16 protein-coding genes are annotated in these 19,368 nt (G+C 65.1%); 7 read left to right on the top strand and 9 right to left on the bottom strand.

The genetic code is table 11. The features are described from left to right. Positions 1 to 108: 108 nt before the first annotated feature. Together P6U30_RS08500 and P6U30_RS08495 are read left to right on the top strand one after the other, a co-directional pair. Positions 109 to 327, top strand: a complete 219-nt coding sequence (locus P6U30_RS08500; RefSeq protein ID WP_407168961.1) for a hypothetical protein — start codon at positions 109 to 111, stop codon at positions 325 to 327. A gap of 179 nt (positions 328 to 506) precedes the next feature. Continuing rightward, positions 507 to 1,457, top strand: coding sequence for an aldo/keto reductase (locus tag P6U30_RS08495; protein WP_407168960.1), 951 nt, complete (start codon positions 507 to 509; stop codon positions 1,455 to 1,457). A gap of 169 nt (positions 1,458 to 1,626) precedes the next feature. Here the strand turns inward: P6U30_RS08495 and P6U30_RS08490 are convergent, their stop codons facing one another. Together P6U30_RS08490 and htpX are read right to left on the bottom strand one after the other, a co-directional pair. Further along, entirely contained in the window at positions 1,627 to 3,372 is a 1,746-nt protein-coding gene (locus tag P6U30_RS08490) for an adenylate/guanylate cyclase domain-containing protein (protein ID WP_407168959.1), read from the bottom strand. Between the two features lie 217 nt (positions 3,373 to 3,589). Continuing rightward, the gene (gene htpX / locus P6U30_RS08485) at positions 3,590 to 4,522 is read right to left on the bottom strand and encodes a zinc metalloprotease HtpX (RefSeq protein ID WP_407168958.1); all 933 of its coding nucleotides are present in this window, start codon (positions 4,520 to 4,522) and stop codon (positions 3,590 to 3,592) included. A gap of 411 nt (positions 4,523 to 4,933) precedes the next feature. On the opposite strand from htpX, the gene P6U30_RS08480 reads away from it, so the two are divergent. The 4 genes from P6U30_RS08480 (at position 4,934) to P6U30_RS08465 (ending at position 9,407) form a co-directional block, all read left to right on the top strand. Beyond that, a complete protein-coding gene (locus P6U30_RS08480) occupies positions 4,934 to 6,280 on the top strand; it encodes a lytic murein transglycosylase (protein WP_407168957.1) in 1,347 nt (448 codons plus the stop codon). A 472-nt stretch (positions 6,281 to 6,752) separates the two neighbouring features. Continuing rightward, entirely contained in the window at positions 6,753 to 7,256 is a 504-nt protein-coding gene (locus P6U30_RS08475) for a DUF1993 family protein (protein WP_407168956.1), read from the top strand. A 99-nt stretch (positions 7,257 to 7,355) separates the two neighbouring features. Beyond that, the gene (locus P6U30_RS08470) at positions 7,356 to 8,216 is read left to right on the top strand and encodes an SDR family NAD(P)-dependent oxidoreductase (protein WP_407168955.1); all 861 of its coding nucleotides are present in this window, start codon (positions 7,356 to 7,358) and stop codon (positions 8,214 to 8,216) included. An 87-nt stretch (positions 8,217 to 8,303) separates the two neighbouring features. Continuing rightward, positions 8,304 to 9,407 (top strand): alkene reductase, encoded by a 1,104-nt coding sequence (locus P6U30_RS08465; protein WP_407168954.1) that lies wholly within the window; start codon positions 8,304 to 8,306, stop codon positions 9,405 to 9,407. 402 nt (positions 9,408 to 9,809) lie between these two features. Here the strand turns inward: P6U30_RS08465 and P6U30_RS08460 are convergent, their stop codons facing one another. From P6U30_RS08460 to P6U30_RS08435, 6 genes are read right to left on the bottom strand one after another with little or no spacing between them, the layout of a single operon-like run. Beyond that, positions 9,810 to 10,688, bottom strand: coding sequence for an IclR family transcriptional regulator (locus tag P6U30_RS08460; RefSeq protein WP_407168953.1), 879 nt, complete (start codon positions 10,686 to 10,688; stop codon positions 9,810 to 9,812). Between the two features lie 46 nt (positions 10,689 to 10,734). Then, positions 10,735 to 11,640 (bottom strand): 4-hydroxy-tetrahydrodipicolinate synthase, encoded by a 906-nt coding sequence (gene dapA / locus P6U30_RS08455; RefSeq protein WP_407168952.1) that lies wholly within the window; start codon positions 11,638 to 11,640, stop codon positions 10,735 to 10,737. A 32-nt stretch (positions 11,641 to 11,672) separates the two neighbouring features. Next, positions 11,673 to 13,439 carry an ABC transporter permease subunit gene (locus P6U30_RS08450; RefSeq protein ID WP_407168951.1) on the bottom strand — a complete coding sequence of 589 codons (1,767 nt, stop codon included), beginning with the start codon at positions 13,437 to 13,439 and terminating at the stop codon, positions 11,673 to 11,675. A gap of 10 nt (positions 13,440 to 13,449) precedes the next feature. After that, the gene (locus P6U30_RS08445; protein WP_407168950.1) at positions 13,450 to 14,550 is read right to left on the bottom strand and encodes an ABC transporter ATP-binding protein; all 1,101 of its coding nucleotides are present in this window, start codon (positions 14,548 to 14,550) and stop codon (positions 13,450 to 13,452) included. Between the two features lie 24 nt (positions 14,551 to 14,574). After that, on the bottom strand, positions 14,575 to 15,654 hold the full coding sequence (locus P6U30_RS08440; RefSeq protein WP_407168949.1) for an ABC transporter substrate-binding protein: 1,080 nt from the start codon (positions 15,652 to 15,654) through the stop codon (positions 14,575 to 14,577). 3 nt (positions 15,655 to 15,657) lie between these two features. Further along, on the bottom strand, positions 15,658 to 17,130 hold the full coding sequence (locus P6U30_RS08435) for an FAD-binding oxidoreductase (protein ID WP_407168948.1): 1,473 nt from the start codon (positions 17,128 to 17,130) through the stop codon (positions 15,658 to 15,660). Between the two features lie 274 nt (positions 17,131 to 17,404). On the opposite strand from P6U30_RS08435, the gene P6U30_RS08430 reads away from it, so the two are divergent. Next, positions 17,405 to 18,226 (top strand): tetratricopeptide repeat protein, encoded by an 822-nt coding sequence (locus P6U30_RS08430; protein WP_407168947.1) that lies wholly within the window; start codon positions 17,405 to 17,407, stop codon positions 18,224 to 18,226. Between the two features lie 290 nt (positions 18,227 to 18,516). Here the strand turns inward: P6U30_RS08430 and P6U30_RS08425 are convergent, their stop codons facing one another. Next, complete coding sequence (locus tag P6U30_RS08425) at positions 18,517 to 19,227, bottom strand: hypothetical protein (RefSeq protein WP_407168946.1); 711 nt, start codon at positions 19,225 to 19,227, stop codon at positions 18,517 to 18,519. Between the last annotated feature and the right edge of the window lie 141 nt (positions 19,228 to 19,368).

The following is a 19,368-nucleotide window of genomic DNA, read 5'->3' as shown; positions in this document are numbered from 1 at the left end:
CCGGCACATCACACGATTTTGCCCTCGTCCGGCGCCGGAACAGGCACGTCGTCTTCAGAGTTGGGAACGCAGCGGCGGCAATTGCTTGTCAACGCGACGGCCTGAACAATGAAGAATTTTCCCGATGCTGCATTTTCTCCCGAAGTGATCGAGCTGATGACACGGGCGCTGGAATCCTCGGTCGCAACGCTGCCCGATCCCGTCAACACCTCGCAGGTCACCCTGATCGCGGAATCGATCTTGCGCACCGCGCATGAAGGCGAACGCGAGGTCGACGCGCTGCAACGGATAGCGTTGCTGGAGCTTGCGCTGGCGTCAAACGACTAGGATCTCTGGGCGATGATATGACCGCTCGCGTCATGCCCTGCGACGCTAGCTCGTATCGCCGTCTCGCCTTTGGTCGCGCCGGCTTGGCACGACCGACGCGGGCGGTCTTGCAAATGAGATCGATCTGCCTCAGTGTTTCCGTGTCAGTGCCTGCCATCAAGAACAAACGAAAGAAACTCATGAAGCATCGTCCGCTCGGCCGTTCGGGCCTCACCGTCCCTCCCCTGTGCTTCGGCTGCAATGTGTTCGGCTGGACGGTAGACGAGGCCGCATCGTTTCGATTGCTCGACACCGTGCTCGAGCACGGGCTGACGTTTCTGGATACGGCGGACGTCTATTCGCGTTGGGTACCGGGCCACAGCGGCGGCGAGTCCGAGAAGATCATCGGCAAATGGATGAAGGCGCGCGGCAACCGCGACCGCGTCATCCTCGCCACCAAGGTCGGCATGGACATGGGCAACGGCAATGTCGGGCTGAAGCCGGACTACATCACGCGCGCGGTGGAGGACTCGCTGCGACGCCTGCAGACCGACACCATCGACCTTTACCAATCCCACAAGGACGACGAGGCGACGCCGCAGGAAGAGACGCTCGCGGCTTATGACAAACTGATCAAGGCCGGCAAGGTCAGGGCGATCGGCGCATCGAACTTCTCCGCGGAGCGGCTGAAGAGCGCGCTCGAGATCGCCAAGGCGAACGGGCTGCCGCGCTACGAAAGCATGCAGCCCGAATACAGCCTGGCGGAGCGGTCGAGCTATGAAGGCGCGCTAGAACGCGTCTGCAAGGACAACGACGTCGGCGTGATCACGTTCTTCTCGCTCGCCGCGGGATTCCTGACCGGCAAGTATCGCTCGGAGGCCGACTTCGCCAAGAGCCCGCGTGGCGCGCGCAGCATTCCAAAGTATATGAATGCACGCGGCAAGCGCATCCTGGCCGGCCTCGACGAGGTCGCCGCCGAAACCCGCGCCGAGCCCGCCGCGATCGCGCTCGCCTGGTTGATGGCCAAGCCGTCCGTCACGGCGCCGATCGCCAGCGCGACCAAGCCCGAGCACGTCGCAACGCTGGTCGCGGCGACCCGGCTCGAGCTGACGAAGGATCAAGTCGAGCGACTGGATGCCGCGAGCGCATAGAACGAAGCGGCGCTCCCGCGCCGAGGGTGGCTACGCATAAGGTTCGTGACGTCGGCTTTACGATTCGAAAGGCGATGTGCAGCCGACACGAACGCATGTCGGCTTTGGGGGCAGAACCGGACCTGGTGAGTTCTGTCGCTGGTAGCGCCAAACAGCGGAGACACGCCGCTCAGTCTGGAAGCCCTGCCAATCGCAATGGTGCAAGCAATGCATCGAGATGCTCATCATACCGATAGGGTAACCCTCGTCCCCAGCGCCTGACGGAGAAATGAGGGTGACCGGCCAGTATGCTTCTTGCGATCGCACGAGCGTCATCATACTCGGCCAGGTTCCAAAGAGACGCGGTTAAAGTTGTTTGCGCAGTAAGCCAGCGCGGCTTCGCCTGCAGGACGCGTCGCGCGATGTCCCGCGCCGCCGTCAAGTCGTTCAGGTGAAACCTCGCACGGGCCTCATCAACCATGGATACACTGAGCTCGATCGGACTCAAGCGCTGCGCCTGCTCTTCATACAGAATGGCCCGTTCAAAATCGCCCGCGTATCCATAAGACATTGCCGTCATGTGATATGCATCCGTTCCGCTCGGACACAAGGCGACCGCCTTTTCTCCGGCTTCCAACGCCTCTTCATGACGACGTTGATACGTGCGCACATACCCGACGACCGTGTACGCTTCGCCGCAGCCTGGATCGGCTCCCAAAGCACGAGCAGCGCACTCTAGCGCCGCGTCGTAGGTTGCGGCCTGGTCTTTTTCCCAGCCAAATCGAGCTTGGTCAGTCAGTGTCCATCCCAAACATACCAGTGCCGGTGTGAAGTTGGGATTAATTTCCAGTGCTTGCTCAAGGTCGCTCCGGGCCTGCGCGTGAGTGTGTCGGGCGAAATTGACGTACAGGCTTCGACCTTTGAGAAAATGCTCATAGACAAGCGGGCTTCCAGACCGTTTTCGCCAAACCCTTGCTTGCTCGCCGAGTGTCAGCCGGACCTCGAGTGCGACGACGATGTCCTGCGTTATTCGGTCCTGAAGCTCGAACACGTCGTTGAGATCACCCTCGAAACGATCGGCCCACACATGGCTGCCATTCAGGCTGTCGATCAACTGTGCCGCCAACCTCACTCGATTGCCGGCCTTGCGCACGCTTCCCTCCAGCACATAGCGGGCACCCAATATCCGGCCGACCTCGCGCACATCCTTAGCCTGACCTTTGAAGACAAAACTTGAATTGCGAGCGATCACAAGCAGCTCTTGGAGCTTCGACAACGTCGTGAGCACGTCCTCGGCGATCCCATCTGCAAAAAATTCTTGCTCAGGATCGCCGGACATGTTTTGGAAGGGCAGCACGGCGATAGATGGCTTGTCTGGGAGTGGAGGAGCCGTGCTGAGCCGCCCGGTCGGCGCACGATGCGCTCCCTCGCATACTGCGTAAGCACGGACCGCTTTGGAGATGTTCTTGAGCTGCTGCTCACCGCGATCCTCGAAGCCAACGTCGAGCTTGCCTTCGACTTCGCTGTGGACCTTGCCAGAGATCAGGATGCCGCCCGGATTGGCAACGCTTTCAAGCCGGGCCGCGACGTTGATCCCGTCGCCAAAAACGTCGCCCTGTTCATCAACGATCACATCGCCGAGGTTGATGCCGATCCTCAGTTGAAGGGGGCTTTGATTCGACGCGAGATGATCCTGAATTTCCAGCCCGCACTTTACCGCAGCCAGCGGGCTGGCAAATTCCGCGAGGATGCCGTCTCCGGTCGTCTTGATGAGGCGACCCTGATGTCGGCCGAAGCAAGGATCGATCACCTCCCGCCTGAGCCGCCCGATCTCCGCATAGGTCGCCTCCTCGGCTCGCTCCATAAGAGCGGAATAGCCGACCACATCGGCCGCCAGGATGGCCGCTAACCGCCGTTGAACCCGCTCCCCAGTCACGGCGCCTCCGAGAGCTTTTTGAATGGACTTACATTAGCATGGTGGTGTGGTCCCGCGAGCGGAATTGAGGGCTTGCCTCAACCGGCATTTGCCGGGCCAGCGCACAGCGGCGACAAGCGCGTGCCAACTGGGGAAGTTCAAGTTGGGGCAACTCCGGAATTGCGGAAGCGCAGCACCAGAGGTCCGCTTTTCCCCCGAAGGCAACGTCTACGAGCATTCAGCCCCAAGGACCACGAGGAGCGGACGATCCTCCCCACGGACCGCGCGGTGGATAATCGGTCGGAGCCGAGCGCGGCGCGGTCTGCGTGCCGAGCTCGGCGGCGAGCTGCTGCAGCGCGGCGATACGGTTGGCGGTCGAGGGATGGGTGGCGAACAGATTGTCGACGCCGTGGCCTGACAGCGGATTGATGATGAACATGTGCGCGGTCGCGGGATTGCGCTCGGCCTCCATGTTCGGGACCTGATGCGCGGCATTCTCGATTTTCGCGAGTGCAGACGCCAGCCACATCGGCTGTCCGACGATGCGCGCGCCGAAATTGTCGGCGGCGTATTCGCGGGTGCGGCTGATCGCCATCTGCACCAGCATGGCGCCGAGCGGCGCCAGGATCATCATCGCGATCGAGCCGATGATGCCGGGGCCGTTGTTGCTGCTGCGGTTGCCGAAGAACATGCCGAACTGCGCCAGCATCGAGATCGCGCCGGCGATCGTCGCTGTAATCGTCATCGTCAGCGTGTCGTGATGCTTGATATGCGCGAGCTCGTGCGCGATCACGCCGGCGAGCTCCTCGCGGCTGAGCTGCTGCATCAGGCCGGTGGTGACGGCGACCGCCGCGTTCTCTGGGTTACGGCCGGTCGCGAACGCGTTGGGCTGCGCCTCGTCCATCAGGAACACGCGCGGCATCGGCAGGCTCGCGCGCTGGGCGAGCTCGGCGACGAGATTATAAAGCTCCGGCGCGGTACGCTGATCGACCTGATGGGCGCCGTACATCGACAGCACCATGCGATCGGAATTCCAGTAGGTGAACAGATTTGTCGCAGCCGCGACCAGAAGCGCGATGACAGCGCCGGTCCCTCCGCCGATCAGGTAGCCGACGCCCATGAACAGGGCGGTGAGGCCGGCAAGCAGAAGCGCAGTGCGGAAATAGTTCATCGTGATCCCCTAAAGCACAATGAGATTGGATCGAGATGTCATCGCGCTTCAGCTCCTTGTTTGAGCATGATCTTTTCGAAAAGCCGCTTCACACTTTGCGCCAACGCGGCCCTTTGGGTCCGGATCATGCTCCAGGGGCAGCCTGTATGCTGCCATAACCGACGCCATTCAGGTAGGGATTTGACGGTCGGCGCCGCAAGGGGAACCACTGCGTCGCGGCGACGCGGGCACGGGTTAACGATCGGCCATCTGGCGCAGGGCGGGACAAGGCGCGAAGCGACGTGCCTCATGCGCGGCGGACGTCCTGGTCGAAGGCATTCCGGGTGTAACAGTCGATCCTGTTGTTGCGCGGCGCCGGGCTGGTGTATGCAGGACGTGCCTTTCCTCCTTTCCCCCAAACCGGTGACATCGATGCCAGCCCCCTCCCCTCGCGCCTCCATCACCGTCGCTGCGATGGCGGCTGCGCTGGCGCTGTCATCCCTCGCCTCGGCGCAACAGCCGTTTCCGGCCCCTCTCACCTCCCCGCCGGCAAAACCGCGGCCGGCCGCGGCCGCGCCGCGCGCAGCGTCATGCCACAACGGGCAAAACTTCGATCGCTTCCTCGCCGAGCTGAAGCAGAAGGCTATCGCTGCTGGCGTCTCGCAGCAGACCATCGCGGAGGCCTCGCCCTACCTCGTCTACGATCAGGGCATCGTCAATCGCGATCGCGGCCAGCGCGTGTTCGGCCAACTGTTCACCCAGTTCGCCGGCCGCATGGCTGCGACCTATCGGATGCAGCAGGGCCAGCAGCACATCAGGACCTATGCCGCAGCCTTCGCGCGCGCCGAAAAGGAATATGGCGTGCCGCCTGCGGTGATCGCCGCCTTCTGGGGACTGGAGAGCGATTTCGGCGCCCAGATGGGCAACCTGCCGACGCTGAAATCACTGGTGTCGCTCGCCTATGATTGCCGCCGCTCCGAGATGTTCCAGGGCGAGACCATCGCGGCGCTGAAGGTCATCGATCGCGGCGATCTGGCACCCGACGAGATGATCGGCTCCTGGGCCGGCGAACTCGGGCAAACGCAATTCCTGCCGACGCATTACTTCAACTACGCGGTCGACTATGACGGTGACGGCCGTCGCAACCTGCTCAGCAGCGGGCCGGATGTGATCGGCTCGACCGCAAACTACATCGCCAACGGATTGAAGTGGCGGCGCGGCGAGCCGTGGCTGCAGGAGGTGCGCGTGCCGCAGGCGAGCTCCGCAAGCTTCCCTTGGGACCAGGCCGATCTCACCGTCAAGCTGCCGCGCGCAAAATGGGCTTCGCTCGGCGTCACCTATAGCGACGGCAGGCCGCTGCCGAACGACGACATGCCGGCCTCGCTGCTGCTGCCGATGGGCCGGATGGGCCCGGCGTTTCTCGCCTACGCGAATTTCGCCGCCTACACCGAGTGGAATAACTCGCTGATCTATTCGACCACCGCCGGCTATCTCGCCAACCGCATCGCCGGCGCGCCGCCGATGCAGCGGCCCCAGGGGGCGGTCGCGCAACTGCCGTTCAACCAGATCAAGGAATTGCAGGGTCTGCTGGTGCGCGCCGGCTTCGATGTCGGCAAGGTCGACGGCGTGCTTGGACAGGCGAGCCGCAGCGCGGTGAAGGCGATGCAGCTCAAATACGGTCTGCCGGCGGATTCCTGGCCGACCGCCGAGCTCCTGGCGCGGATGCACGGGACGCGCACGCCGCCGCCCACGGAAGCCGCGCTGCCAGGGATGCGGTAGATCTTAGCCCCCTCGCCCCGCTCTTGCGGCATGGCTATCGCATATGCCGCCTTGGGCGGCGGCTGCGCACATGCTCGGCCTCGTGGTTCGAGACGCGCCGCAAGCGACGCTCCTCACCATGAGGGTCTACTATTGTGCCGCAAAACAAGACCTCTTCCTGAGGAGCCCGCCAAAGGCGGGCGTCTCGAAGGATGGCCGCGGGGCACTTTTCTCCCAAATGCGATTGCCCTAGCTCTTGCGGGGAGAGGGTCGGGGTGAGGGCTCTCTTCACGCAGCGGACTTGCGGTGAATCCCCCTCACCCGGATCGCATCTTGCGATGCGATCCGACCTCTCCCCGCAAGCGGGGCGAGGTGAAGACAAGAAATATTTGACCAACTGTTACAGCCTCTCACAGTTGTATTCCTCCCCCTGCCGCCCCATTTGCAGCATCGCCGTTCGGCACATCCGATTTCCACATCGAGAGAGCATCCCATGTCCTTTTATGACGCCGTTGTCCCGGCCTACCTGCAAATGCTCAACAGCCTCACCGGCCTCCTCACCAAGGCGGAGGCGTATTGCGAGGCGAAGACGATTCAGCCCGAGGTGCTCCTGGGATCGCGCCTCTATCCGGACATGCTGCCGCTGACCAAGCAGGTGCAGCTCGTCTGCGATCACGCCTCGAGGGGCTGCGCGCGGCTGACGCATAGCGAGGTGCCGTCGACGCCCGACACCGAGACCACGTTTGCCGAATTGAAGCAGCGGTTGGCGAAGACGATCGACTATGTAAAGTCGTTCACGCCCGCGCAGTTCGAGGGCGCCGACGCCAAGGATGTCACCTTCCCGATCGGCGCCGGCCGCACCATGACCCTGAAGGGCCAGCAATTCCTCAGCGCGTTCTCGTTCCCGAATTTCTACTTTCACGCCGTGACCGCGCACGGCATCCTGCGCCACAACGGCGTCGAGATCGGCAAGCGCGATTTCCTCGGCGTGAGCTGACGCGCTTCGCGCGTCATATTCCCCGCCGCGGGATTTTAGCCTCGCGCGCGCAGCCGTGCTACTGCTCCCTGACAACAACAAGACGTCAGGGAGCACGCCATGTCCGTCACCACCCACGCGCCAAAGTCCATCGATCCCTCCGCTTCGCTGCACGCGGAGGCGCTGGGGCAGGCGAAGAACCACGGTCGCCTTGCCGGCCGCCGCATCGTCGTGGTTGGCGCGGGACAGCGCAACACCGTCGATGAGGATCCGCCCATCGGCAACGGCCGCGCGATGAGCGTGCTGTTCGCGCGCGAGGGCGCCTCGGTTGCGTGCCTCGACATCAACAAGGAAGCAGCCGACGACACCGTCGCACAGATCTCACGCGAGGGCGGCAAGGCGTTCACCGAGGTGGTCGACGTCTCCAACGCAGCAGCGATCGCGCCCGTGGTCGAGCGCTGTGCGCAAAAGCTCGGCGGCCTCGACGGGCTGGCGCTCAATGTCGGCATCTCCTGCGGGCTGCCGCTGCCCAAGATGACCGCTGAAGCGTGGGACCGCGACTACGCCGTCAATGTCCGCAGCCACATGCTGTTCGCGCAGAAGGCGCTGGAGGTGATGGCGCCTGGCGGCGCGATCATCCTGATCTCCTCGATGGCGAGCCAGCGCGCCGGCGGCCGCAACCCCGCCTATGAATCCTCCAAGGCCGCGCAGATCGCGCTCGGCCGGGCGATCGCGCGCGCCGGCGAGGACAAGGGCATTCGCTGCAATGTGATCGCGCCCGGCTTCATGGACACGCCGATGGGCCGCGATGCCAGCCGCAGGCGGACCGATCGGGCGCTGACAGTGCCTTTCGGCCGCCAGGGCACCGGTTGGGAGGTCGCCTATACCGCGTTGTTCCTGATCTCGAATGAATCGTCCTACGTGAACGCGCACACGCTGTTCCTCGACGCCGGCCACATGGGCGGGATCGTGCGTGGCTAGTCTGCAGGATCGGAATGGCGCGGCCATTGCGCTCGTCGCCGCGATGCACAACTCTCCCCTATCCGTCATGTCCTGGAACATTTCCCCATGAGCCAACCGACCAAACTCTTCGAGCCCTTCAAGCTTGGCGCGCTGACGCTGCCGAACCGCCTGGTGATGGCGCCGCTGACGCGCAACCGCGCGGTGCCGCCCGCGATGGTGCCGAGCCCGCTCGCCGTGGACTATTACGCCCAGCGCGCCTCCGCCGGCCTTCTCATTACCGAGGCGAGCCAGGTCTCGCAGCAGGGCCAGGGCTATCAGGACACGCCCGGCATCTACTCGAAGGAGCAGGTCGAGGGATGGAAGAAGATCACCGACCGCGTGCATGAGCGCGGCGGCCGCATCTTCATCCAGATCTGGCATGTCGGCCGCATCTCGCATGTGGCACTGCAGCCGAACGGCGGCGCGCCGGTGGCGCCGAGCGCGCTCAAGGCCAAGACCAAGACCTTCGTCAACGGCACCTTCGCCGACGTCTCCGAACCGCGCGCGCTGGAATTGTCGGAAATTCCCGGGATCATCGACGACTTCAAGCGCGGCACCGCAAACGCGCTGGCCGCCGGCTTCGACGGCGTCGAGATCCACGGCGCCAACGGCTATCTGCTCGACCAGTTCGCCAAGGACGGCACCAACAAGCGCACCGATGCCTACGGCGGATCGATCGAGAACCGCGCCAAGCTGATGCTCGAGGTCTCGAAGGCCGTGGCTGCCGAGGCAGGCGCCGATCGCACCGGCATCCGCATCTCGCCGGTGACGCCGGCCAACGACGTCTCCGACTCCAACCCGCAGCCGCTGTTCGACTACATCGTCGATCACCTCAATGCGCTGAAGCTGACCTACATCCACGTCATCGAGGGCGCGACCGGCGGCCCACGCGACGTCGCGCCGTTCGACTACGCAAGCTTGCGCAAGCGCTTCAAGCAGGCCTACATGGCCAACAACGGCTACGACCTCGCGCTGGCGACCAAGGTGCTGGATGCCGGCGCCGCCGACCTGATCGCGTTCGGCAAGCCGTTCATCTCCAACCCCGATCTGGTCGAGCGGCTGGAGACGGGCGCGCCGCTCAACGATTGGGACAAGGCCACCTTCTACGGCGGCGGCGCCAAGGGCTACACCGACTATCCGACGCTAAAGGCGACGGAAGCGGCGGAGTAGCACAATGCGCTCCCTCTCCCCGTTCTTACGGCATTTGGGAGAAAGCGCCCTGTGGCCATCCTCGAGACGCCCGCCTTTGGCGGGCTCCTCCGGATGAGGTCTTGTTTTTGCGGCACAATAGTAGACCCTCATGGTGAGGAGCGCCGCTTGCGGCGCGTCTCGAACCACGAGGCCGGGTTCGTGCGCAGCCGCCAAGGCGGCATATGCGATAGCCCTGTCCCCGATGGGGAGAGGGTTGGGGTGAGAGGCTCTCTTCGCAAATTCGAGAGGCGGATATGCGGGGAGTCCCCCTCACCCGGATTGCTTCGCAACCCGACCTCTCCCCGCAAGCGGGGCGAGGTAAGAAAGAAGAAGCCGGGATCGCTCCCGGCCTCTTTTGTCAGCGCTAGCGCACCATCGGCGTCACGCCGCGTAGCGATTGAACTTTGACTTCGAGATCGAGGTCGCGGCGACGTGGACGTGCTGCACCAGCTCGGCTTCCGCGCGTTCGCGGGTCCAGCGCGTCGTCGGCACCGAGATATTGATCGCGGCGACCGCCCGGCCGTGCTCGTCGATGATCGGCGCGGCGACCGAGATGTCCCCCATCACCGTCTCGTTCATGATCACGGAATAGCCGCGCTTCGCGGCGACGCGCACCCGCTCCAGGAGCTGGTCCGGATCGGTCACGGTGTAGGGTGTCAGCGGCACCAGCGGCGTGCGCTTGAGCAATTCGATCCGCTCATCCTCGGGAAGCGCCGACAGGATCGCCGTGCCTGACGCGGTGAAGTAAGTCGGCAGCCGGCTGCCGATCACGATGTCGATGTTGATCAGGTGCTGTCCCGGGAAGCGGGCCACGAACACGACTTCGTGGCCGTCGAGCTCGTGCATGTTGCAGGTCTCGCCGAGATTGCGGCTGATCTCGAGCAGATAGGGCGAGGCCTTGTCGATCAGTTCGTTGGCCTTGAGGTAGCTGTGCGAGAACTGCAGCACCTTGGAGGTCAGGCCGTAGTTGCGCGTACCCTCGATGCGCTTGATGTAGCCAAGCGTCTCCAGCGTGTAGACCAGGCGTTGCGTGGCGCTGCGGTCGAGGCCGGCGGCGCGCGCGATATCGGCGAGCGTCATGTGTCGTCGCGGACCGTCGAAGGCGTGCAGGACCTGGAACGCCTTCTCGGTGGAGCCGACGAACAGCGATGAGCGCTGCGGCGCCGCGCTCTCGCCGGTATGCTTGCCGGCGCTGCCCTTGCTGGCCCTCGCCTTTCCCGCCTGCGCGGGACGACCTGCATTCCGGCTGCCGTCAGTCATGCTGCCATCCTTCCATGGAAGTCGAGATGCGGCGCGGCGTGCATCGTCAGCCCACGCCTTCCGTCTCTGCCAGTTGGCGGCTGAGTTCGGTGCGGAACGCGGCGACCAGCGCCGCTGCCGGCTGCACCAATGGCGCCAGCACGCGCGGCGCATGGACGCCGACCAGATCCATCACCGCCTTCATCGGTCCCGGATTGGTCTCCGCGAATGCCATGTTCATCAGCGGGATCAGGCGGCGATGCAGATCGAGCGCCTCCGCAATGCGGCCGGCGGATGCCGCCTCGTAGATCTGCCGCCAGGCCCGCGGCAGCAGGCTCGCGGTCACCACGATGCCGCCCTTGGCGCCGGCGGCGAGATGAAGCGGAAACAGGCTGTCCTCGCCGCTCAACACCGTGAAGCTCTGGTCGACGCCGGCGACCACCTGCAGGAAGTGATACATGTCGAGATTGCAGGCCTTCATTCCGATGATGTTGGGATGCCTCGACAGCTCATGCAGGATCCTGGGCTCGATCGCGATGCGGGTGCGATAGGGAATCTCGTAGATCATCACCGGCACGGGCGACGCATCGGCGTAGCGCAGGAAATAGTCGCGGATGCCCGCCTGAGTCGGGTTGGTGTAGTATGGCGTCAGAACCAGCACGCCGTCCACGCCCTCCGCGGCGAACTCCCGGCCGGCCTGAAGCGCGTCGTGGAAACCGGTGTCGAGCACGCCTGCGATCACTGGGCCCTTGCCCGCCATGGCCGCGACCGACAGGCCCGCCATCCGGATACGCTCGCGGCGCGCCAGCGCACCATACTCGCCGGTGCCGCCGAGCGGCACGACGCCGTCGATCCCCTGCTTGTTGAGCCAGGCAAACAGCGCCGAGACCGCAGCCGTGTCGATCGTGTCATCGGCGTTGACCGGAGTTGGGATGGCGGGGAAGAGACCGCGGAGAGCGCTGGAAGTGAGCATGGGGAAAACCTCTGGTTAGCAGGACGGGTCGGCTAGCCTGCAGCCACGCGTCGGCGCAGGCGTTCGGCAACGAAGATCAGCAGGCCCATGAAGATGAACAGGCAGGTCGAGACGGCGGCGATGACGGGCGAGACCTGCAGCGTCACCTCGTCCCAGAATTGCTTGGGCAAGGTTGCGTTCAGGCCGCCGGTCGCGAACAACGCGATGGTCAATTCGTCGAACGAGGTCGCGAACGCGAACAGGAACGACGACATCATCCCGGCGCCGAGGATCGGAAACGTGACGTAGCGCAGCGTGGCGAACGGACGCGCGCCGAGGCTCTGCGCGGCATGGTCGAGCCGGGTGTCGTAATTGCGCAGCACCGCCATCATCGTCATCACCACGTAGGGCACGGCGACGACGGTGTGCCCGAGAATGAGGCCGAGCGCACTGCCGACCAGGCCGATGCGCGCGAAGACATAGAACAGGCCAACGGCGATGATCATGCGCGGCACCACGATCGGCGACAGGATGAAGGCGAGCCAGGCGCCCTTGCCCGGAAGATTGCTGCGCACCAGGAGGAACGCGGCCGGAGTCCCGATTAGCATGGCGAGCGCTCCGGTGCCGAGACCGACCAGCAGCGAGCGCAGCACCGCCTGGGTCCACACCGGAGACTGCAGCACCTCCTGGTACCAGTGCAGCGTGAAGCCCTGCGGCGGCCAGTTGAGGCCACCGGTGCCGAACGACAGCGGGATCATCAGGAATGTCGGCACGCTGATGACGAGCAACATGATCCAGACGAAGCCCTGCAAACCCAAGCCGGGCTTATCGGGGCCGCGGTCGCGCCGCCGCGCCGGCAGCAGACGAAGGACGCGGTCGGAGATCGAGCCGAGCAGCGTCAGGATGGCGTCGCCGATGCTTTCGAACCAGCGCGACCGGCGTGCCGGCGTGCCCTTTTTCGCCGTGGTCGCCCCGGTCATCGTCGAAAGGCCGAGCAGCCGGTCATAGATCGCGAAGACGACAAGCACGACGATCAGCAGCAGCACCGAGATCGCGCCGGCGAATCCCCAGTTCATGGTCTGCTGGACCTGGTCGATGATGAGCTGCGTGATCATGGTCTCGCGGCGGCCACCGAGCAGCGCCGGCACGATGAAGAAGCCGATCGCGGTGACAAACACCATGATGCCGGCGGCGGCGACGCCGGGCAGCGACAGCGGAAAATAGATCTTCCAGAACGCCATGCCGGGACCGGCGCCGAGCGTCGCGGCGGCGCGCGGCAGATTGCGGTCGATATTCTCCATCACGGAGAGCATGGTGAGCACGGCGAGCGGCAACAGCGCATTCACCATGCCGATCAGGACGGCGCCGAAACTGTAGAGCAGATCGACCGGCGCCGAGACGATGCCGAGCGACAGCAACAGCTTGTTGACGACGCCGTTGCGCCCCAGCAGCACCACCCAGGCGAAGGCGCGCACCAGGAAGCTGGTCCAGAACGACAGCAGCACCCAGAACAGCAGCGTCGCCTTGCGCTCCTTGCCGACCACCGAGATCAGATAGGCGATCGGATAGCCGGTGACGACGCAAACAAACGTCGTCGCCAGCGATATCTTCAGGGTGATGAAGAGAACGTCGACATAGACCGCCGACGCAAATAGCTGGCGATACGGCGCAAGCGTGAAGCCGGCGTCGTTGTGCACGCTGAGCAGCAGCAACTGGCCGACCGGATAGACCAGGAACAGCACGAGCAGCAAGGCCAGCGGCCCGCCCATCGCGGCCCAGGTCCAGACCTGGGCTCTTTGCAGGCTGCGCAGCTTCGCCACCGCCCTCACCCTAGCTTGCCTTACCGTCGCGGATGGCGACGGCATCGGCGGGGTTCCAGCCGAGCGACAGCAACTGTCCGATCTCGTAGGGCGCAGCGCTGCTCCGGGTCGGATAGGCGGCGACGAGTTGCGCCACGCCTGGCGCCTCCGGCTCGATATAGAGCCGGGTCAGGCTGCCGCTGATCATGACATCGGTCAGGCGCCCGGTGAGCTTGCCGCCTCCGGCGGCAGCGTCCTCGACCATCAGGTTCTGCGGCCGCACCATCACCTTGATCGGCTCGCCCGCGGCAAACGCGCTGCCGTTGCCGACGGCGCGCAGCCGCGCCGGCGGGTCGGCCAGGACGATATCGAGCCCGTTCGCATCGACGTCCCGCACCGTGGCGCTGAGCAGGTTGGACTCGCCGAGGAAGTCTGCGACGAAGACCGAGCGGGGACGGAAGTAGAGGTCCTCGGGCGTGCCGAGCTGCTCGATCGCACCGGCGTTCATCAGGCAGATGCGATCCGACATGGTCATCGCCTCCTCCTGATCGTGGGTGACGTAGACAATGGTGGTGCCGAGCTCGCGATGGATGCGCTTGATCTCGAGCTGCATCTGGTCGCGCAGCTTCTTGTCGAGGGCGCCGAGCGGCTCGTCCATCAGGATGATCGCGGGCCGATAGACAATGCACCGCGCCAGCGCGATGCGCTGCTGCTGGCCGCCGGAGAGCTCGCGCGGATAGCGCTTTGCGACGTGCGGCAGCCGCACCGTTTCGAGCGCCTCGGCCGTGAGCTTGCGCGCTTCACCGTCGGTCACCTTTCGCATCTTCAGCGGAAACGCGATGTTCTCCGCGACGGTCATGTGCGGAAACAGCGCGTAGTTCTGGAACACGACGCCGATGTCGCGCTCATAGGCGGGACTGCGCGTGACATCCAGATCATCGACCAGGATCTGCCCTTCGTCCGGATGGGCAAGCCCCGCGATCAGGCTCAGCAGCGTCGTCTTGCCCGACCCGGACGGGCCGAGAAGCGTGAGGAATTCGCCCTTGGCGACCTCGAGGGTGGTCGGCGCCAGGGCGACGAAATCGCCGTAGCGCTTGCACAGGTTTGAGATGCGTAGGCTCGATGAGGCCATGCCTGCTCCGATTGTGCGATCCGGTTACGCCAGGATCCAACTGTTGAAGCGCTCGATCACGGCGGCCTGGTTGTCGAGCCAGAATTTCGGATCGATCTTCAGGCCGGCCTTGATGTTGTCCGGATAGGTCGGGCAGTTCTTGGCAATCTCCGGCTTGACGTAGTTGAAGGCCTCCGGCTGCGTGAGGCCGGCCGGGAAGAACTCTGTGAGCGCGGCCATCCGCTTCGGGTCGGACGCGAATTTGATGAACTCGCGGCACGCATCCGCATTCGGCGTGCCGGCGAGGATCGACCAGTTGTCGGCGCCCCAGATGCCCTGATTCCAGACGATCTCGACCGGTGCGCCGGCCGCCTGCGCGGCCTGGGCGCGCGACACCCAGGTCGGGATCATGTCGATCTCGCCGGAGGTCAGCATCTGCTCGACCTGCGCGCCGGTGGTCCACCACACCGCGACGGCCGACTTGATCTTGTCGAGCGACGCAAACGCCTTGTCGAGATCGCACGGATAGACCTGCGCGGTCGGCACGCCTGCTCCCATCAGCGCTTCCTCGACGGTGTCGAACGGATGCTTGCGCACGGAGCGGCGGCCCGGAAACTCGCTCACGTTCCAGAAGTCGGCCCAGGATTGCGGCGCCTTGCGGCCCTTGAACGCATCCGTTCGATAGGCCAGCACCGTGGTGTAGACATTGGTGCCGACGCCGTAGGGCGACATGTATTCGGCCGGAATGGTCTTGATGACCGGCTCCGACTCCAGGCCGTGCTTTTCAAGATAGGACGTCTTGCCGCTCGTCAGCAGCAGGATCGCGGGCCAACTGATCTTGGCCATGTCCCAGGTGTAGTTCTTGGTGTCGACCATGGTCTTGATCTGCGCGACCGGCTCGGCGGTGGCCTGGACGCCGACGACCTCGATGCCGGTCGCCTGCGTGAACGGCCGGTAGAACACCGCGCCGAACGCCTTGGTGTAGATGCCGCCGTCGTCGCGCACGATGATGCGCTTGCCGGCCGCGCGGGACGGAGACCAGATCGCGGGTGTCGCCAGCGCGGCGGCCCCGGTGGCGAGCAGCAGGCTGCGACGAGAAATGCCGGTGTTCGGAGATTTGCTCACGTGTCAGGTCTCCCTTTGGCTGTTGGTTGCATGTGATGGCGAAGCGGATGGCGTGGCTGCCTGAGGCAGCACGCGGCCGGGATTGAACAGGCCCAGCGGATCGAAGGCCTGCTTCACCGCTCGCATCAAGGCGAGCTCGACCGGCGGCTTGTAGCGCGACATTTCGCCGGTCAGCGTGCGCCCGATGCCGTGCTCGGCGCTGAACGTGCCGCGCAGCGACGCGGCGACGTCGTTGATGGCCCGGCGAACCCGTTCCGCAAGACCGTCGCGATCCGCGACCGCATTCCACGCATCGAAGCTGAAGAACGGGATGAAATGGACGTTGCCGTCGCCCATGTGGCCGACCACCACCATCGGCAGCCCAGGCACGATGGCGCGCACGGCGGCCGTTGCCTGTTCGATGAAGGCGGGCACCGCGGAGACCGGCACCGCCGTATCCGAGGTGAGGCCAACGCCGGCTTTCTTGTTGGCTTCCGACACGCTGTGACGGACCAGCCACATCGCCTTGCGCTGCGCCTCGCTCGACGCCACCACGGCATCGCTGATCAACCCGGACTCGAGCGCGCGCTCCAGCACCGCCTGCATCGTGGCAGCAAGCTCCTGCGCCTCGCCGGTGTCAGACAGTTCGACCAGGACATGCCAGCCCTCGATCCGCGCCACCGGGCAACGGCGCCCCGGCACCTGCTCAAGCACCAGCCGGACCTGATCGGAATTCATCAGCTCGAACGCCGACAGGCGCGAGCTGCAAGCCGCCTGGAACAGGCCAAGCACCTCGAGCGCGCGTTGCGGATCGTCGACCGCGAGCCACGCCACCGCCTCCGCGGTCGGCAGTGGATGCAGTTTCAGCACGGCGCCGGTGACGATGCCGAGCGTGCCTTCGGAGCCGATGAAGAGATGCTTGAGGTCGTAGCCCGTATTGTTCTTGCGCAGGGCGTAAAGGCCGTCCCAGATCGAGCCCTCGGGCAGCACGACCTCGAGGCCGAGCACGTTGTCCCGCGTGTTGCCGTAACGCAGCACGCCGGTGCCGCCGGCATTGGTGCCGATGTTTCCGCCGATCTGGCAGGAGCCTTCCGCGCCGAGGCTGACCGGATAGAGCCGGCCCGCCGCAGCGCCAGCTTCCTGGATCGCGGTAAGCACGCAGCCGGCATCGACTTCCATCGTGTTGTTCACCGGATCGATCGACCTGATCCGGCGCATGCGGGTCAGCGCGACGATGACCGGCGGCTTGCCTTCCGCAGACGGAACAGCGCCGCCGCACAGGCTGGTGTTGCCGCCCTGCGGCAGGACGGGCACGCCGTGTTCGGCGCAGAGGCGCACGACGGCGGCAACCTGTTGGGTGTTTGCCGGCAGCACGGCGCAAAGCGCGGGCGCCCGGTAGCGGCCACGCCAGTCCTCGATCAATCCCGCGAGATCTTCCTCCTGCGTCAGGACCGCCGCATCGCCCAGCAATCGCTTGAACGCCTCGATCAGTGCCATCCAAGAGCCTCTCGACGGGCCAGTGGCCGGCCCAAATTAATCGATATACGATTATTTCAATCGCATTATGCTGACTATGAGTTTGCGGTCAGGCCGAGTCAAGCCGTGCCCGCCAGTGGGGCGACCGGTCGCGGCTTGGCCGGCACGTCGATGCCGGTGGTTGGGCAGGATTGTTCGGCTGCTGGCCGTCGACACAATTCAATTTGCTGAAGCCGCACCCGTCGATGTCGCGCCTCGAATTGCTGTGCCGAGCCGGCTTTGCTCTAATGCGGGGATGACGGAAACCGCTGAGGATATCGTTCGCCGCGCGACCGCGGCCTTCAATGCTGGCCGGCACGACGAGGCGATTTCACTCTGCGAACGTGGCCTCGCGCGCGAGCCCGGCGAGCCGATGCTGAATCATCTCTCGGCCGCGGTGCGCTTTGCCAAAGGCGAGATCGCGCCGGCGCGCAGGCATATCGAGGCGAGCCTCGCGCGGCGCCCCGACAACGCGGCTGCGCGCCTGCTGGCGGCCCGCCTTGCGCGCGCCGATGGCGAGTTCGACGCGGCGCTGGCGCATCTCGACCGCGCGATCACGCTCAAGCCGCAGCGCGATGCCTTCGTCGAAAAAGCGCGCACGCTCGAACTGGCTGGCCGGAAGGCACAGGCGCGCGAAGCCTGGGAGGCGATCCTCAAGGTTATCCCGCAGCATCAGGAAGCGACCGCGCGGCTCGGCCGGTTGGCCTGGGAGGACGGCGACCTTGCGCGGGCCGTGGACCTGCTCGAGCGCGCCACTGCGAGCGAGGCGCCGGCCTCTGTGTGGTTTGATCTCGGCGTGGCGCGGCAGGACCTGCGCGATCACGACGCCGCCGCGCGCGCCTACCGCAAGGCGCTCGAGCTCAAGCCGGATTACGCCGAGGCCGCACTCAATCTCGGCATCGCGTTGCAGGATAGCGGTGATCCGGATGCCGCAATCGGCGCATTCGCCCGCGCCTACGGCCTGCGCCCGCACCTGTTCGGGTCGATCGCGATGGCCCTGACCTCGGCGTCACACGGCCGCCTGTGGCTCGACGAGAGCGCGCTGCGCAAGGTGCTGGAGCATGATGAAGTGGGTTGAGCTGAAAGAGCGTCGGAAGTCACCTCTCCCTTGGGAGAGGTGGGACCGCCGCGAGTCGTTCAATCAAAACTGATCGGACGTCAGCGTGATGAGATCAGGTTGAGCTGGAGCGCCGGCGGTGCTTCACCTCTCCCTTGGGAGAGGTCGGCGCGCAGCGCCGGGTGAGGGATTACGGTGTCTCGTTAGCGCCGCGGCCCCTCACCCGATTTGCTTCCGCAAATCGACCTCTCCCCGTCGGGGAGAGGTGACCCGAAGGCGTGGCCAAACCGATCCGATCTAGTTCATCGCGCTTAGGTCGTTAGCCGCCCACGCTTGGCGCGGAAGTGCTTGCGATAGACGTTGGGTGCCGCCAGCACCTCGCTCACCACCTTCGAATAGGCCTGCTGGTGTGCCGCGTCGAACGGTTCGAACACCAGCTCGGGCGCCTCGCGCGGCACCGCAAAGCATTGCGCGACCGGCGTGCCCTTCGGCAGCACGCCGGCAAAATCCGGCTGCGTCCAGACTGCCGGGAAATTGATGCCGCCGTCGTGAAACCGGTCGGCATCGACCAGCCCGGAGATCAGTCGGAACGGCAAGTCGTCGCGATTGACCGGGTGGGTCGCAAACAGCGACCAGCCCGGCTCGACCTCGATGGTCCAGAAGCTGTTGAACTTGAGCGCGGCCTGGCCATTGGCGAACGGCGCGCCGGCGAACTGCGCCACGGGATGGAAACTGAGCGGCGCGCGCGGATGGCCCTCGGTCGCGGGCTCCGGAATGTCCCAGTCCCAAGCGAACGCGCCGCGCTCGACCCTCACGTCGCAAGGCAGCGGAATCATCGCCCCATAGGCCATCGCATCGACGAAGGGCGGACATTGCTTGACGGTGCGGATCTCGCGGCCGTGGATATCGGAATGCGCTTTCGCCGGCATCGCCCGCAGCCAGTCGGGCAACGCGCTGCGCGCCGGAAACGGCCGCACCAGATGATCGGCGAGCCTCGGATCGCAACGGAACGTCATGCGCATGGCGGACTCCCTGGCCGAACTGCGGCCGTGAATTCAGGTCATAAGCATCGATACGGCAATCCCGCGCGCAAGGCAAAAAGGCCGGGATCGCTCCCGGCCTTGTCGCGTTGTGGCCGGAAGGCCCGGCCACTTGACGATGCT

It is taken from the genome of Bradyrhizobium sp. ORS 111 (assembly GCF_045571485.1).
GTDB lineage: Bacteria > Pseudomonadota > Alphaproteobacteria > Rhizobiales > Xanthobacteraceae > Bradyrhizobium.
Note: the sequence above shows the minus strand (reverse complement) of the source record. Positions and strands in the feature narration are given on the sequence as shown.